Origin of the sequence: Pseudomonas fluorescens (assembly GCF_902497775.2) — a bacterium.
In the GTDB taxonomy this organism is placed as follows: domain Bacteria; phylum Pseudomonadota; class Gammaproteobacteria; order Pseudomonadales; family Pseudomonadaceae; genus Aquipseudomonas; species Aquipseudomonas putida_F.
Window position 1 is genome coordinate 1,456,538 of record NZ_OZ024668.1, and the last position, 16,739, is coordinate 1,473,276.

10 protein-coding genes are annotated in these 16,739 nt (G+C 65.0%); 2 read left to right on the top strand and 8 right to left on the bottom strand.

Annotated features, from left to right (window positions below; translation table 11 throughout):
• Nucleotides 1–5: 5 nt before the first annotated feature.
• Genes F8N82_RS06840 through F8N82_RS06875 form a run of 8 tightly spaced genes read right to left on the bottom strand, consistent with a single transcriptional unit; the run spans nt 6 to nt 6,112 of the window.
• Nucleotides 6–923, bottom strand: a complete 918-nt coding sequence (locus tag F8N82_RS06840; protein ID WP_038994523.1) for a metal ABC transporter substrate-binding protein — start codon at nt 921–923, stop codon at nt 6–8.
• A complete protein-coding gene (locus F8N82_RS06845; RefSeq protein WP_038994524.1) occupies nt 920–1,819 on the bottom strand; it encodes a metal ABC transporter permease in 900 nt (299 codons plus the stop codon). The genes F8N82_RS06840 and F8N82_RS06845 overlap by 4 nt, the downstream gene beginning before the upstream one ends.
• A complete protein-coding gene (locus F8N82_RS06850; RefSeq protein WP_038994525.1) occupies nt 1,819–2,568 on the bottom strand; it encodes a metal ABC transporter ATP-binding protein in 750 nt (249 codons plus the stop codon). Before F8N82_RS06850 ends, F8N82_RS06845 begins: the two co-directional genes overlap by 1 nt.
• Nucleotides 2,565–3,482 carry a metal ABC transporter substrate-binding protein gene (locus tag F8N82_RS06855; RefSeq protein ID WP_038994526.1) on the bottom strand — a complete coding sequence of 306 codons (918 nt, stop codon included), beginning with the start codon at nt 3,480–3,482 and terminating at the stop codon, nt 2,565–2,567. Before F8N82_RS06855 ends, F8N82_RS06850 begins: the two co-directional genes overlap by 4 nt.
• A 14-nt stretch (nt 3,483–3,496) precedes the next feature.
• Nucleotides 3,497–4,066 carry a DUF6162 family protein gene (locus F8N82_RS06860; RefSeq protein ID WP_038994527.1) on the bottom strand — a complete coding sequence of 190 codons (570 nt, stop codon included), beginning with the start codon at nt 4,064–4,066 and terminating at the stop codon, nt 3,497–3,499.
• Nucleotides 4,063–4,377, bottom strand: coding sequence for a hypothetical protein (locus F8N82_RS06865; RefSeq protein ID WP_038994528.1), 315 nt, complete (start codon nt 4,375–4,377; stop codon nt 4,063–4,065). The genes F8N82_RS06860 and F8N82_RS06865 overlap by 4 nt, the downstream gene beginning before the upstream one ends.
• Nucleotides 4,377–4,913 carry a hypothetical protein gene (locus F8N82_RS06870; RefSeq protein ID WP_038994530.1) on the bottom strand — a complete coding sequence of 179 codons (537 nt, stop codon included), beginning with the start codon at nt 4,911–4,913 and terminating at the stop codon, nt 4,377–4,379. Before F8N82_RS06870 ends, F8N82_RS06865 begins: the two co-directional genes overlap by 1 nt.
• The gene (locus tag F8N82_RS06875; RefSeq protein ID WP_038994531.1) at nt 4,910–6,112 is read right to left on the bottom strand and encodes a PepSY-associated TM helix domain-containing protein; all 1,203 of its coding nucleotides are present in this window, start codon (nt 6,110–6,112) and stop codon (nt 4,910–4,912) included. Before F8N82_RS06875 ends, F8N82_RS06870 begins: the two co-directional genes overlap by 4 nt.
• A 224-nt stretch (nt 6,113–6,336) precedes the next feature.
• Between F8N82_RS06875 and F8N82_RS06880 the strand changes: the two genes are divergently transcribed.
• Both F8N82_RS06880 and F8N82_RS06885 read left to right on the top strand, forming a co-directional pair.
• Nucleotides 6,337–15,618: a non-ribosomal peptide synthetase gene (locus tag F8N82_RS06880; protein WP_150777046.1), complete on the top strand. Its 9,282-nt coding sequence runs from the start codon at nt 6,337–6,339 to the stop codon at nt 15,616–15,618.
• A gap of 58 nt (nt 15,619–15,676) precedes the next feature.
• Complete coding sequence (locus F8N82_RS06885; RefSeq protein ID WP_038994534.1) at nt 15,677–16,735, top strand: TauD/TfdA family dioxygenase; 1,059 nt, start codon at nt 15,677–15,679, stop codon at nt 16,733–16,735.
• The last annotated feature ends 4 nt before the right edge of the window (nt 16,736–16,739 follow it).

Genomic DNA, 16,739 nt, shown 5'->3' on the forward strand with positions numbered 1-16,739 from the left:
GGCCCTCAGCTGTTACCCGCCACCAACGCCCCCACCACCTGCTCGACACTGGCCTTCAACCCCGCCAAAGAATCCTGCGCATCGGTCTCCACCACCAGCAGCTTGGCACCGGAAGCGGCGATCACCTCGGCCACTTCCTTGCTCGGCTGCTTGTGATGCAGCACCAGCGCAACGTCCTGGCCCTTGAGCTCATCGCCAAGGCGCTTGAGCGCCGCCACATCCCACTGGTCATCGGCCACCTGCGGGTGATCGATCAGGTCCAGGTTCAGGCCGCTGACCAGGTAATCCAGGCGATCCGAGAGGTTGACCACACTGAGGTTGTCCGCTTCGGCCAGGCGCGCTTCGCTGCTGGCACTGAGCTCCAGCAGCTGGCGCTTGAGGGCGGCCAGGTTGCTCTGGATCTTCGGTTGGTCTGCCGGGCTCAAACGCCCCAGGTCGTTGGCCAGCACATCAGCCATGCGCCCGAGGTTGCTCGGGTTCAGCCATGGGTAGCCGGCAAAGGCATTGTTGCCCTGCACGGCGATGCCCGGCAGGGCGCCATCCACCGGGCGCGCGGCGTCGATCTCGACAATGCGGATATTGCTGCGCCGGGCGACCGGGTACAGCGGGTCGTCGCTCCAGATCGAGCGCAGGCCGATTACCGCGTCGGCGCCGCTCGCGGCCTTTTGCAAGCTGGCGCCACCGCGGCCACTGAAGTACGACGGCTGGCGCGAGGCCGGGATATTCGCCGGCGCTGCACGCTGCAGCTTGACCGACGTACCGTCGAGCAGGGCGCTGGCCAGGGTGTTGGTCACCGGCAGCGAGGCCAGGACGGTCACCCCGGCTGCTTGTTGTTTGGTCGCCGGGGCGCTCTGGGCCAGGCTCAGGGTGGGCAGGCCGGCCAGGGCCAGGGCCAGGCACAGGTGCTGGAGTTTGAAGGTCATGCCGGGTTTCCTTGCAGGCGTGGAACAAGGCCGCGGGCGAGGGCGGCGAGGGCGAAGCAGCAGCCGGCGACAAGGATGATCGCCGCACCCGAAGGCACCGGCAGGTCGAAGACGATCGGCAGCAGAATACCCACCAGGGTGCTTAGCGTGGCGATCAGCACCGAGGCCCAGAAAAAGCCCTTGAGCGACTGGCTGATCAAGCGCGCCGCGGCTGCCGGAATCACCAGCAGGGCACCCACCAGGATCGCGCCGATGACTTTTACCGCCGCCACGGTGACCAGGGTCACCAGCACCACGAACAGGTAGTCCAGGCTCTTCACTGCAACACCGCGTACCGCTGCCAGTTGCGGGTTGAAGCTGGCCAGCATGATGCGGTTGTACAGCGGCAGGGCCAGGGCCAGCACCAGGCTGGCGACGATGCCGAGCACCAGCAGGTCCTGGCCGCTGACGGTCAGCACCGAGCCGAACAGCACGTTTTCGAGGATGTGCACGTTGATCTTGCCGGCCAGCATCAGCAGCAGGCTGGCGCCCAGGGCCAGGGACACCGAGAGGAACACGCCGATCAGGGTGTCGGGCGACAGGCCGGTGCGGTTGCGCAGAAAGTTCAGCAGGATGCCGAACAGCAGGCAGTAGCCGAACAGGCTGCCATAGGGGCCGGTGTAGGGTTCGCCGAGCAAAATGCCGATGGCTACACCGGTCAGCGCCGCATGGCCGACGGCTTCGGAGAAGAAGGCAAAGCGCTTGACCACCACCAGGGTCCCGAGGCCGCCGAGCACCGGGCCGATCATCAGGCCGGCGAGCAGGGCGTTGACCACAAAGCCGTAGGCCAGGGCTTCGGGCAGGTAGCCGGCGGTGGCCCAGCCCTGGATCAGCAGGCGAAATTCTTCGTAGTTCATCAGGCGACGCTCTCGCTGCGCGGGTGGATGGAGAACAGGCTGAGCAGACGGTCCGGGGTCAGCGCCTGTTTCGGTGGCGCATCGAACAGCACCCGGCGGCTTAAACCGGTGACGCGGTCGGCCAGGCGCGCCACCGCTTCCAGGTCATGCTCGATCCACAGCACCGTGGTGCCGGCAGCGCGCCAGTCGTGCAGCAGGCGTTCGAACACCTGGATACCGGCCTCATCCAGCGCCGACATCGGCTCATCGAGCACCAGCAGTTGCGGCGCCGGGATCAGCCCCTGGGCCAGCAGCACGCGCTGGCGCTCGCCACCGGAGAGAGCGCCCATGCGCCGTTTGCGCTTGTCGAGCATGCCGACCCGTTCCAACGCCGCGTCAATCGCCGGCGCCACCTTGCGTGACAGGCCGAGAAAGGCCGGGCGGCGCTGGCACATGGCGGCCATGAAATCATCCACGGTCATCGGCAGGCCGCGGTCGAATTCCAGGGCCTGGGGCACGTAGCCGATGATCTGTTCCTCACCTGGCCAGGTCAGGGTCAACTGGCCCTGGTGCGGCATCTGCCCGAGCAGGGTCTTGATCAGCGAGCTCTTGCCGCCGCCATTGGGCCCGACCAGCGCATGCACGCTGCCGGCGACGACGTTGAAGCTGACCTTGTCGAGGATTCGCGTGCGGCCCAGGGTCAGGTCGACCTCACTAAAGGCGATGTCCGGCCCGCAGGCACGGTTGATCAGCGGCTGGGCCACAGTCATGCCTGGGACTCCTTGATCGCCCGCACCACGGTGTCGAGGTTGCGCTTCATCTCGACTTCATACTTCTCTTTGCTGTAGTCGCCGTAGGAGATGTGCGTCAGCGGGTAGATCTTCACCCCCGATTCACGCTGGATGGTTTCGACGTAGGCCGAAGGGAAGTCCATCTCCGAGAAGATCACCTTCACGTCCAGGGCCTTGAGCTGGTCAATGGTCTTTTTCAGCTGGCTCGGGCTTGGCTCGATGCCATGGGCCGGCTCTACCACCGCGGTGACTTCCAGGCCGAACTCGCGCACCAGGTAGTCGTAGGCGGCGTGGATGGTCGCCACGCGAAATTCGGCGCCCGGTGCTTCGGTGACCTGGGCCAGGGCTTCGGCGCGCAGCTTGCGCAGGCGCTTGGCGTAGGCGCGGGCGTTCTGGCTGTAGTACTTGGCGTTGTCCGGGTCGAGCTTGCCCAGTTCGCGGGCGATGTTGTTGACCTGGGCGATGCTGGCGCTGATCGACAGGAAGGTGTGCGGGTTGACTACCTTGCCGGCGCCACGCGCGGCCACGCCGGTGGCGGCCAGCAGCGGGACGTTGCTGTTGGACTCGATGGTGGCGATGTCGGGTTTTTCGCTGGCGGCGATCATCCGGTCGGCAAAATCGTCATGGCCGACACCGTTGAGCACGATCACGTCGAGGGTACCGATGCGCTTGATGTCCTCGGCCCGTGGCTCGTAGGCATGGGGGTTGAAACCAGCCGGAATCAGCGGCACCACCTCGGCTTTGTCCCCGACGATATTGCTCACGTAGCTGTAGTACGGGTGCAGGGTGATGCCGATGCGCAGCGGCTTGCCGTTATCGGCCAGAGCCAGGGCAGGCAGGGCGCAGGCGAGGAACACACTTAGAAGGCGACGGGCGAGGGTGGCGCGAAACATGGGGCGTCCTTGTGTCAGTGACGATGCTGGCGGGTGACGCCGGCGTCGTAGTGGGCGGCGATCTGTTGCCAGCCGGCGGCGATCAGTGCGGCCTGGCTGAAGTCGGCAGGCGCGGCGGCAGAAGGGCTGCGCTGCAGCCAGACGTCAGCAGCGCCATCGTGGGCCTCGGGTACCAATAGCAGGAAGCTGCCGGCCACCGTGCTGGCCTGGCTCAGGCCCAGGTAGGCACGCTGTGCCAGCAACTGCCACTGGTGCTGGCCGCGGTTGGCGGCGCTGGCATCGGCGACGAAGGGCGGGAAGCCTTCTTCGGCCAGGACCTCGACGGCCAGCAGTTGTGGCTCCTCTTCGCGGCGCGCCTGGATTTCGTCGAAGGCCACCCGCAGGTCGGCGTACACGCCTTGTTCGGCGGCATTGAGGTCACGGCGGGCATCCAGTTGGTGGGCCTCGATGCTGACCTCGTCATGGCGTTCGCCACGCAGGGCGACGATGCCGGCGGCTACCGCCAGGATCAGCAGGCTGACCAGCAGCACATACAGGGTTTCATGCCCGGCACCAGCCGGGCGCACCACCTGGACGCGGCTCATTGCTCGATATCTGCGTAGTCGATTTCCACCACATGGCCAGGGCCGGCGTCGAACAGTACGTAGAACTCGCCGTCAGGGCGCTTGAAGGTCAGCTTGGAGTTTTCACCCAGCTTGCCCGGCACGAGGATCTCTTCGTTATAGCCGATCACGTCGAGGGTTACCCCGGGTGCGCCACTACCGTCGGAAAAGCCGCCGGTGCATTCGATCTGCTCGCCATCGATCGGCTTGCATTCGCACATCGGGTTGTGGGCCAGCGCCTGGCCGGCAGCGCCGAGCAGCAGCAACGGCAGGAGCAGCTTAAGCGACTTCATCATTTGCCTCCTTGTGTGTTCAGCCAGGCGACGGTGGCCGGCGACGCCTTGCTCAGCGGCACGGCGGCCTGCTGCATGCTGCCGTCCCAGCCTTCGAGGGTGATCCAGATTTCGGCGTCGGCGCGGGTCTTGGCCGGAACCGGCAGGCTGGTGCTCATGCGGTACGGAGTACCGAAGAAGATGGTCCCGGCGGCACGCAGGCTGCGCGGCTTGCCGATGCGCAGGTAAGCTGCCTTGACCTCGGGAATGCAGGCCTGGCACAGGGCGAGGTTGAAGGCCTTGAAGTAACCGGCGGGGCCATCGGCGCGCGGTGCTTCATCGCGCAACTCGGCCAGTTGCACGCTCCACGGGCCGACCTTGATCTCGCCCAGTTCACGCTCGCCCAGGCCGCTGTCACCGCGAAACAACGCCGCATCGGCAAAGTACTTGGGCATGAAGCCGAGCGGGATCAGCAACAACAGCACGTTCAGGTGAAAACGCCATTTGTGCCAGAAGCGGCTCAACGGGCTTTGCGGCGCAACTGCTGCCTTGCTCATAGGCTGGCCTCCGTGGCGGTATCGGTAGCGCTGGCGGTTTGCTTGCGCGGCTTTTGCTCACGCTTGAGGGCGGCGGCGGTGGCCTGGGCGGTACGCTTGGTCCAGATCAGCAGGCCGCTCAAGACCATCATCGACAGCACCAGGCCGAAGAAGGCCCAGATCAGCTTGATCGCCAGGCCGCCGAAGTCGCCGGTGTGCAGCGGGCGCATGGATTCGGTGACGAACTCCAGGGTCGAGCGGTCGTCGATCAGGAACTGCGACTCGATCTTGCTGTTGTACGGGTTGACGTTGACGGTCTGGAACATCAACGGGTACCAGCCGCGTCCGCCCAGGTAGACGTGGGCATAGGCATTGCCGGGCAGGGAGACGAAGCTCACGTCCAGGCCAGGGATCTGCTCCTTGGCGATGCGCGTGGCGTCATCCAGGCTGATGCGCGGGGCCGGTGCACCCGAATCGGTGCGTGGCACGTCTTCACGGGCAATCACCGGCACCACCGGTTCCGTGGAGAGGGTGATGTGGTTGTCACCCAGGATCGCCTGGATCAGGAACCAGGTGCCGGTGATGGAAATCACCGCAATGAACCAGATCGACCAGATGCCGCTCAGGCGGTGGAAGTCGCCCCAGAAGATCCGCGCGCCATGGTTGAAGCGCAAGGTCGGCTTAAAGAAACCTTTCCAGAACCGTTTATAGACCACCAGCCCGGTGACCAGCGAGGCCAGCATCGGCAGGCCGAGCAGCGACACCAGGTACCAGCCCCAGCTGTAGCCATTGGTGAACGGCACCAGCCACCAGCCGTGCAGGGCACGGGTGAAGGCCTCGAAGCTGAACGACGGGCTCTTGCCCTGGATCGCCCCGGTGTAGGGGTTGACGTACAGGGTCGGCGCGCTGCCGTCCGGGAATACCACGGAGGCGGTGAGGGCGAAGTGCGAGCCATCCGGCTGGCTGATGAAGTTCACGGCCATGTCCGGCTCGGCCTTGTGCAGGGCATCGAGCACCTGCTGGAAGCTCAGCCGCTCGGCGTCGCCATCAGGCTTGCTGGCGCGCACATCGGGGTTGGCCAGCCAGACGATTTCCTGGCTGACCACCGCCAGGGTGCCGGTGACGCAGACGATCAGGACGAAAAACCAGATCGGCAGGGCGAGCCAGCTATGGACCAGGAACCACAGCCTGGATTTGGACTTTTTCGCTTTCTGGGACATTGCAGGTGTCTTTTCAGAGAAATTGAGGTCGAGCCGATGCTCAGCCTTGGGACTGCAATAGATAAGACGAACGAGAATCGTAAAACCCGCAGGGTTAGTTGAAAGCAAATGTTTCAGCCGACCGGTGGCGCCCCGCTACAACGGTTAATTTTCCCCGTTGGCCATCCGTTTCCCATGGATACCGAGCTGCCCGGCTCGCTGCCCCACTGGATGGATGAACGCCGATGAATGCACAAGACTCCCGTAAACTTGCCAGCCGATTCCTAGAATTGCCGCCGGAAAAGCGCCGGATCTTTCTGCAAGCACTGGTCCGTGAAGGAGTCGATTTCGCGCTCTTTCCCATTCCCGCCCAGGTTCAGGCAGCCGAGCGCGGTCTGCCGTCCTATGCGCAGCAGCGCATGTGGTTTCTCTGGCAACTGGAGCCGCAAGGCGCCGCCTACAACCTGCCGGGTGCGGTCAGCTTGCAGGGCCGCCTGGATGAACAGGCCCTGCGAAAAGCATTCATCAGCCTCAGTGAGCGGCACGAGACCCTGCGTACCGCATTCGCCCGGCAGGACGACGGGAGCCTGCTGCAAGTGCCGGCGCCGCAAGCGCTGCAGATAGAATGCATCGACCTCAGTGCACTGCGCCCGGCGCAGCAGGACGCCGCCGTCCGTGAACATGCGCAACAACAGGCGCTGCGGCCTTTTGATCTTGAGCAGGGCCCCTTGTGGCGGGTGGCCGTGCTGCAGCTTGACCCCGAGCGCCACGTACTGCTGTTGACCTTGCACCATATTGTCTCCGACGGCTGGTCGATGAACGTGCTGATCGATGAGTTCGTTCGCTGTTACGACGCCCATGAGCGCGGCCAGGCTCCCGAGCTTCCAGCGCTGCCGATCCAGTACAGCGACTACGCGCTGTGGCAGCGTTGCTGGCTGCAAGCCGGAGAACAGGAGCGCCAACTGCAGTACTGGCAATCGGTGCTGGGCGACGAGCATCCGGTGCTGGAGCTGCCCTGTGATTTCCCCCGGCCGGCGTTGCCGAGCCACCGAGGCAAGCGCTACACCTTCACGGTCGATACGGCGCTGGCCGAGCAACTGCGGGGTTTGGCCCAGGCCCATCAATCGACCTTGTTCATGGTCCTGTTGGCCGGATTCCAATGCCTGTTGCATCGCTACAGCGGGCAGACCGACCTGCGCGTCGGCGTGCCGATTGCCAACCGCAATCGTAATGAGGTCGAGGGCCTGATCGGCTTTTTCGTCAACACCCAGGTATTGCGTTGCCAGGTCGACAGCCAGACGTGCGTGAGCGAACTGCTGACCAGGGTGCGCGAGGCCTCGCTTGGGGCGCAGGCACATCAGGAGCTGCCGTTCGAGCGCCTGGTGGAAGCGCTCAAGCTGGAGCGCAGCCTGAGCCATAACCCGCTGTTTCAGGTGATGTACAACCACCAGCCAGTGGTCATCGACATTACCTCGGTGAAGACTGCTTCGGGCCTGAGCCTGGGCTTGATCGAACAGCAGGGGCGCACCACTCAGTTCGACCTGAGCCTGGACACCTGGGAAAAGGCCGGGCAGTTGCAGGCGGCACTGACCTTTGCCGAAGACCTGTTCACGCTGGAAACGATCCAGCGCATGGCCGGGCACTGGTTGAACCTGCTGCGTGCAATGGTCGCCTCGCCCCAGCAAAGCATCGGCCAACTGAGCCTGCTCGACCCTGCTGAATTCCAGCGCATGGTTCATGACTGGAACCCGGTCGGCCCAGGCTACCGTCAGGACCTGTGTGTGCACCAGCTGATCGCTGAGCAGGCCGCCGCACAGCCCGATGCGCTGGCGTTGCTGCACGGCCACGAGGGCTACAGCTACCTTGAGCTCGAGCGTTGGTCCAACCGCCTGGCCCATCGCCTGATCGCCGCCGGGGTTGGCCCGGAGGTGCGAGTGGGCATCGCCTTGCCGCGCAGCCCACACCTGCTGGTGGCGTTGCTGGCAGTGTTCAAGGCCGGCGGTGCCTATGTGCCGCTGGATCCGGATTACCCGCCCGAGCGGGTGGCGTACATGCTTGAGGACAGCGGCGCGAGGGTGCTGCTCAGTGATGCCGGGGTGGTCGAGCAACTGGCCTTGCAAACCCGTGCACAGGTAATGCTGGTCGAACCTCAAGAGTCGGCGCTGAGCAGCTGGCCACCCACTGCCCCCGGCCTGCGCGGCAGCGCCAGCAACCTCGCCTATGTCATTTATACCTCCGGTTCCACCGGGCGTCCGAAGGGGGTTGCGATTACTCATCGCAATGTCCTGGCCTTGGTGCATTGGTCGCAGCAGGTCTATCGCCCAGAAGACATTCAGGGCGTGCTGGCGTCCACGTCGATCTGTTTCGACTTGTCAGTCTGGGAATTGTTCGTGACCCTGGCCGGTGGTGGCTTCATCGTGCTGGCGCGCAATGCCCTGGCGTTGCCCGAACTCCCTGGGCGTGATCAGGTGCGCCTGATCAACACCGTGCCGTCGGCGATTGGCGCATTGCAGCGCAGCGGACAGATCCCGCCGGGCGTGCGGATTATCAACCTGGCAGGCGAGCCGCTGAAACAGAGCCTGGTCGACAGCCTCTATCAACTCCCAGGCCTGGAGCATGTCTACGACTTGTACGGGCCGTCCGAAGACACCACCTATTCGACCTGGACCCGTCGCCAGGCCGGTGGGCGGGCCAGTATCGGGCGCCCGTTGCCGCATACCGCCAGTTATCTGCTCGATGCCGAGTTGCAACCGGTAGCCCAGGGGCGGGCTGCCGAGCTGTACCTGGCGGGGGCCGGCATCACGCGCGGCTATCTGGGCCGGCCGGGGCTGACCGCCGAGAAGTTCCTGCCCAATCCGTTTGCCGGCGAAGGTCAACGCCTGTACCGCACCGGCGACCTGGTGCGGTACCGCGACGGCGGCGAAATCCAATATGTCGGGCGTATCGATCACCAGGTCAAGGTCCGCGGTTTTCGGATCGAGCTGGGCGAGATCGAAACCCGCCTGCTGGGCACCCGGTTGCTACGGGAAGTGGCGGTGCTGGTGCAGGAAGGACCGGCCAGCCAGCAGTTGGTCGCCTACGGGGTGCCCGTCGACTCGACGATCGTTGATGCCCAGGCTGCCCGGCAGATTGCCCTGCGCGAACAGCTCAAGGCCGCACTGGCCGAGCACCTGCCGGACTACATGGTGCCTGCGGCGCTGATATTCCTGGCGCAGTTACCGCTGACGCCCAACGGCAAGCTCGATCGCAAGGCGCTGCCGGCGGCCGATACGCTCCTGGTGGCGCGCGAGCACGTGGACGCCGCCGATGAACACGAACAGGTGCTGGTGGCGATCTGGCAGGACCTGCTGGGGCTTGAGCAGGTCAGTGTGCTGGACAACTTCTTCGAGCTGGGCGGCGACTCCATCGTCTCCATGCAAGTCGTCAGCCGCGCTCGCCAGGTAGGTCTGGTCCTCAGTCCCAAGGACATTTTCCAGTTCCAGACGGTGCGCAGCCTGGCCCAGGTGGCCGGTCGCGGCCAGGCTGTGGTGGCGCGGTCGGCGGCCAGTGGCGATGTCGTCCTGACGCCGATCCAGCGCTGGTTCTTCGACCAGGTGATCGAGCAGCGCCAGCACTGGAACCAGTCGTTGCTCCTGACCCCGCGTGAGCCGGTGGATGCGCAGCACCTGCAACAGGCGCTGGACCACCTGCTGGGTCATCACGACAGCTTGCGCTTGCGTTTTACCCCGCAGGCCGGTGGCTGGCAGCAACAGTACGCGGCGCAGCCGGGCGCAGTGCTCTGGGTGCGCCAGGCCAGTGACGCGCAGCAGGCGCTGGCATGCTGCGAACAAGCGCAGCGCAGCCTGGATCTGCAGCACGGCCCATTGCTGCGGGTGTTGCTGCTGGACCTGGCTGACGGGACCCAGCAACTGCTGCTGGTGCTTCATCACCTGGTGGTCGACGGGGTGTCGTGGCGGATTCTGCTGGAAGACCTGCAAGCGCTGTACCGCCAGGTCCAGCAGGGGCAAGTGCCCACCCTGGCACCTCGCACCAGCGCCTACCAGGACTGGGCGTTGCAGCTTGAGCAGGAAGCGCAGCGGCGCGGCGACGAGGTGGATTACTGGGAATCGCAACTGCAGGCCTGCAGCGTTGCCGAGTTGCCTGCCACCGACCCTGGGGCCAGCCTGGAAAACCGCCACGAACTGAAGATCGAGTGCCGCTTCGATGCCGACACCACCCGGCAGTTGCTACAAGTGGCGCCAGCGGCCTACCGCACCCAGGTCAATGACTTGTTGCTGACGGCTCTGGCGCGGGTGCTGAGCCGCTGGACAAAGGCTCCGGGGGTGTTGATCGAGCTTGAAGGCCATGGCCGCGAGGATGTGTTCGATGACCTCGACCTGTCGCGCAGCATCGGCTGGTTTACCAGCCTGTATCCGCTGCTACTGGTGCCGGCAACCGAGATCGGCGAGGCCATCAAGGGCGTCAAGGAGCAATTGCGCGGCGTCCCCGGCAAGGGTATCGGTCATGGCTTGCTGCGTTACCTGGGGGAGCCGCAGCTGGCTGCGCGCCTGGCTGTGCTGCCAAAGCCAAGGGTGACCTTCAACTACCTGGGCCAGTTCGATCGCCAGTTCGACGAGCAGGCGCTGTTCGTCCCGGCTAGCGCTAGCGGCGGCCGGGCCCAGGACCCGCAGGCGCCGTTGGCCAACTGGTTGACTGTGGAAGGGCAGGTGTACGGCGGCGAGCTGGCCTTGCGCTGGGGTTTCAGCCAGCAGATGTTCGCTGCCGACAGCATCCAGGCGCAGGTCGACGCCTTCAGCGACGAGCTGCGCGAACTGATTGCCCATTGCTGCCGGCAGGCGCCGGGCCAGGCCACTGCCTCGGACTTTGCCCTGGCACGCCTGGATCAAGGCGCCCTTGACCGTCTGCCGGTGTGCAGTCGCGAACTGCAAGACATCTACCCGTTGTCACCGATGCAGCAGGGCATGCTGTTCCACAGCCTGTACGAGCAAGGTGGCAGCGATTACATCAACCAGATGCGCGTCGATGTTGATGGCCTTGACCCACAGCGCTTGCACGCTGCCTGGCAAGGTGCGGTGCAGGCCCACGATATTCTGCGCAGCGGGTTCGTCTGGGAAGGTGAGCTGGAGCGCCCGCTGCAGATGGTCTACAAGCAGGTCGAGCTGCCGTGGCAGGTACTGGACTGGCGTGATCGCGACGACCTTGAACAGGCCCTTGGGCAACTGGCCGAGCAGCAACGCCTGGATGGCTTCGCGCTCAGCCGGGCGCCCTTGCTGCGCCTGACCCTGGTACGCACCGAAGCAGCGCGCTACCACCTGATCCAGACCAGCCATCACCTGTTGCTCGATGGCTGGAGCAACGCTCGCCTGCTCGGCGAAGTCCTCCAGCGCTACAGCGGCCAGGCGGTGCCGGTGGTAGCGGGTCGGTACCGGGACTACATCGAGTGGCTGCAGCATCAGGATGCGCAGGCCAGTGAAGCGTTCTGGCGTACGCAATTGGCCAACCTGGCCCTGCCAACACGCCTGGCCAATGCCCTGCGGGCTCCCGCGGCCGTCGCCGAGCGTTGTGCCCATGGCGATCATTATCAGCACCTGGGCAGCGAGATGACCGAGCGCCTGAGCGGTTTTGCCCGCCAGCAGAAAGTCACCCTCAATACGCTGGTGCAGGCGGCCTGGTTGCTGTTGTTGCAACGCTACACCGGGCAGGACACGGTGGCCTTCGGGGCTACCGTGGCTGGGCGGCCGATGCAGATTCGCGGCATCGAGCAACAGATTGGCCTGTTCATCAACACCCTGCCGGTGATTACCCGGCCGCAGTCCGGGCACACCCTCAGTCGCTGGTTGCAGGAGGTACAGCAGACCAACCTGGCCCTGCGCGAGCACGAGCACACGCCGTTGTTCGATATCCAGCGCTGGTCGGGGCACGGCAGCGATGCGCTGTTCGATACCTTGCTGGTGTTCGAGAACTACCCGCTGGACGCTGCCCTGGCCGAAGGGCAAGGGCTGGGTGTGCAGTTCGGTGCCGTCAGTAACCTTGAACGCACCAACTATCCCTTGACCATCGCCGTGACCCTGGGCCAGACCCTGGACCTGCACTACAGCTATCAGCAGGCGGCGTTTGCTGCCCCGGCCATTGACGGGCTGGCGGCCCAGTTGCACGGCCTGCTCGAACAGTTCATTGAGGGTGGTGACCGGGTGCTGGCTGATTTCGACCTGGTGACGGCCGCTGAGCGTCAGGCGCTGCTGGCCTGGCCGCAAGCCCGGGTTGTTGCCGAGCCGCCGCTCGGGCTGGCGCAGATGATTGCGGCCCAGGCCCACTCCCGGCCACAGGCTGTGGCGCTGGTGGTCGGGGAACGGCAATTGAGCTACCAGGCGCTCAATGCCCGGGCTAATCGCCTGGCCCGGCGGCTGATCAGCGACGGCGTTGGCCCGGATGTGCTGGTGGGGATCTGCATGCACCGCAGCGAGGCGCTGATCGTCGGCTTGCTGGCAATTCTCAAGGCCGGTGGCGCCTATGTGCCGCTGGACCCTGAGTACCCTGCCGAGCGCCTGGCCTACATGATCGCCGATAGCGGTGTCAGGCTGATCCTGGCCGAGGCGCAGTGTGCCGGGCTGGTCGGCACCGACAACGTCCGGGTGCTGGACTACGCCAGCCTGGAGCTGGCCGCTGAGGACAGCAACCCGCAGGTCGAACTGTCGGCGCACAACCTGGCGTGCCTGATCTACACCTCCGGCTCGACCGGTCAGCCCAAGGGCGTGGCCCTGGAGCAGGGGGCCTTGCTCACCCATATTCGGACCATGCAGGACTGCTACCGGGTTTCGCCGGATGACCGGTTCCTGCATTTCGCTTCGCTGAATTTCGACTGGGGCACCGAGCAGTGGCTGTTGCCGCTGGTCAGTGGTGCCCGCTGTATCTTGCGCGGCGAGGGGCTCTGGAGCGCCGAAGAGGCGCTGCAGGTGATCGAGACCGAGCAGGCCAGCATCGTCTATTTCCCGACCCAGTATGCCTGCCAGCTGGCTGCCTGGGCCGCAACCTCTGAGCGTCGGGTGAAAGTGCGCTCGTTCAACGTTGCCGGCGAGGCGTTCCCGAAAGAGGGCTTCGAGCAGATTCAGGCGGTGTTGCAACCCCAGTACATCGTCAACGGCTACGGCCCGACCGAAACCGTGATCACGCCGTTTCTGTGGGAAGCTGACACGCACACCGGCATCGATTCGGTTTACGCACCGATCGGTCGCCCGGTTGCCCAGCGCAGTGCCTACGTGCTGGCCGAGGATCTGAGCCTGCAGCCGCGCGCGGCGGTGGGTGAGTTGTATATCGGCGGCACCTGCCTGGCCCGCGGTTATCACGGTCGGCCGGCGTTGACCGCCGAGCGTTTCGTACCTGACCCCTTTGCCGTCTCGCCCGGGGCCCGCCTGTATCGCAGCGGCGATCTGGTGCGCTGCCTGGACGACGGTGCGCTGGAGTACATCGGGCGGATCGATCATCAAGTGAAAATTCGCGGCTTTCGCGTCGAGATCGGCGAGATCGAGGCGCGGCTGCTGGAACAGGCGCAAGTCGCCCAGGCGGTGGTGCTGGCCGTGCCGGCCGCGAGCGGGCAGCAACTGGTGGCCTACGTGGTGCCGGAGCAGCCACTGGCCGCTGAAGAAGTCGCCACACGCATGGCCTTGCGCGACCATTTGCGTCAGGCGCTGAGCCAGGGGTTGCCCGATTACATGCTGCCGGCGCACTGGCAGATTCTCGAGCGACTGCCGCTGACGCCCAACGGCAAGGTGGATCGCAAGGCCTTGCCGGCGCCGGATGCCAGTTTGCTGCAGCACCATCATGTGCCGCCGGTCACGGCCCTGGAGCGCCAGCTGGCGCAGTACTGGACTGACGTGCTGGAGGTTGCCCGGGTCGGCTTGCGCGACAACTTCTTCGACCTCGGCGGCCATTCGTTGCTGGCCACCCAGGTCATCAGCCGGGTGCGTCATGCCCTGGGGCTGGATGTTCCGTTGCGGCTACTGTTCGAAGCTGCCGACCTGGGCGCTTTTGCCCAGGCCCTGCAAAGCCTCGACCAGCAGCCAGTGGGCGTTGCCCCGCCGTTGCAGCGAGCACCACAGCAGCCGCTTCAGCCGTTGTCCTATGCCCAGCAGCGGCTCTGGTTCCTTTGGCAGCTGGCGCCGGAAAGCTCGATGTACAACATTCCTCGCGCCCTCAGGCTCGACGGTGTGCTTGACGTCGGCGCTATCGAACAGGCGTTCCAGGGGCTGATTCAACGCCATGCGGTGCTGCGCACCACTTACCTGCAGGAAGGCGGGGACAGCTGGCAGTTGCAACACGCGAGCATGCCGCTGGCGCTGCAGCGGATCGACCTGCGCGAGCTGTGCGCCGAGCAACGCCAGGCCAGGCTGGAGCAGGTGCTGGAGCGCGAAGCCAACGCGCCGTTCGACCTGGTCAAGGGGCCATTGCTGCGGGTTGCGCTGGTGCAGGTGGCGTCCGAGCAGCATTACCTGCTGGTGACTTTGCACCATATCGTCGCCGACCACTGGTCCTTCGCCATCCTGCTGCGTGAGTTTGTCACCCTCTATGACGCCTTCGCGCAACACCAGGCCGCGCCGCTGCCGACGGTTGAACTGGGCTACGTGGACTTTGCCGTCTGGCAGCGTCAGTGGCTGGCTGCTGGCGAAATGCAGCGACAGCTCGACTACTGGCGCAGCACCCTCGGTGACCAGCATGCGCTGACCCGCTTGCCGGGCTCGCAGTTGCCCTTGGCAATCACCGGCGAGGGCGGCTGCCAGGTTCACGGGTTCGCTTTCAGCGCATCCATGAGCGAAGCCTTGCGCGCCCATGCCAAGGACCGGGGGTTGACCCTGTACATGCTCCTGCTGTCGGGCTTTGCCCTGGCCGTGGCCCAGCGCAGCGACAGCCAGCGCGTGCGCCTGGGTACCGATATCGCCAACCGCAACCATGCCGGCATTGAAGAAATGGTCGGCTTCTTCGTTAACCAACTGGTACTGCAACTAGAGGTGAACGAACAAGCCACGGTCGAGCAATGGCTGAGCCGTTGCCGGACCACGGTGATCGAGGCTTCGGACCATCAGGACCTGCCATTCGATCGTCTGGTCGAGGCCTTGCGCTTACCGCGCCAGGCGGGGCGCTCGCCGCTGTTTGCAATCAAGTTCATCTACCAGGAGGGCAGTGCGGCCATGCCGCACCCTCAAGGGCTGCGAGTAGAGAGTTGCGAGGCGGGGCAGGCGGCGACGGAGCTGGACCTGATCGCCGAGTTCGTCAACGACGCCAGCGCCATTCGGGTCGCGTTCAAGTGCGATAGCAGCCTGTATACGGCCACCGACATGGACGATCTGTTCGCTCAGTTGCAAGGGATTTTCCAGCAGTTGCTGAGTGCGCCACAGGCCACCCTGGCAGCGGTGCTGGCCGAGGCCGCAAACATTCGTGCGGCAGCCGAGCAGGCACGCGTCGCGGCGCGCCAGGCGCAACTGCAGGCGCACCACCCGATTCGGCGTCGGGCCAGCCGCCTGCAAGTGCAATAGACATAGTCACGCCGGTGGGCCCAGGGGCTTGCCGGCCTTACCGAACGGGGAGAGGGAAATGTCCAAGTGCGAGCCGCAAGCCATACCGGTGCTGGCCAAGGGGCGGCGAAAGAGTCTGAACATGGACCAGGACAGCCTGGTGAGTTTCTCGCCGTTGTTCGAAGGCAGCAGCATTCCGCTGCTGTGCACCCCGCGGGTGGCCGGGGTGAACCTGGCCGAGTGGGCCGGTCAGAACCGTGAACTGATCGAACGCAAGCTCGACCAGCACGCGACCATCCTGTTTCGGGGGTTTGCAGTAGAGGATATCGGCGAATTCAACCAGTGCGTCGATGCGATCTCCGGCGGGGCGCTGGAGTACCTGTTCCGAGCCTCGCCGCGGACCCAGATCAGCCGCAAACACAATGTCTACAGCTCGACCGACTACCCCTCGGCGCAGAAGATCTTCCCGCACAACGAGCACTCCTACTCGCCGGTATTCCCGTTGCACCTGTACTTCTATTGCGACCTGCCATCGGCCAGCGGTGGCGAGACGCCGTTTGGCGATACCCGGCTGATTCTGCCGCGTATCGACCCGCAGGTGCGCGAGGCCTTCCAGCGCCAAGGCGTGCTCTACGTGCGCAACTATGGCGACGGCATGGGCCTGCCCTGGCAGACGGTGTTCCAGACCGAGGATCGCGCCGAGGTCGAAGCCTACTGCGCGAAGATCGGCATCACCCCCGAATGGAAGCCCGGTAATCGCCTGCGCACCCGGCAAAAAGGCCCGGCGATGGTGCGCCACCCGCGTACCGGCGAAACGGTGTGGTTCAACCACGCGACCTTCTTCAACGCCCTGACCTTACCCGAGAGCATTCGCGACAGCCTGCGTGCCGAGTTCGCCGACGACGACCTGCCGCAAAACACCTTCTTTGGTGACGGCAGCCCGATTCCCGAGGACTACGTGCGCCATCTTCAGCAGCTCTACCGCGAGGTCATGGTCGAGTTCCCCTGGCAGAAGGGCGACGTGGTGATCCTCGACAACATTTTCACTATTCATGCGCGCAACGGTTATGCCGGCCCGCGAAAAATACTCACGGCAATGGCCATCCCGCTCAAAAGCAGCGAAGTGGCGATCGGCTAAGGAA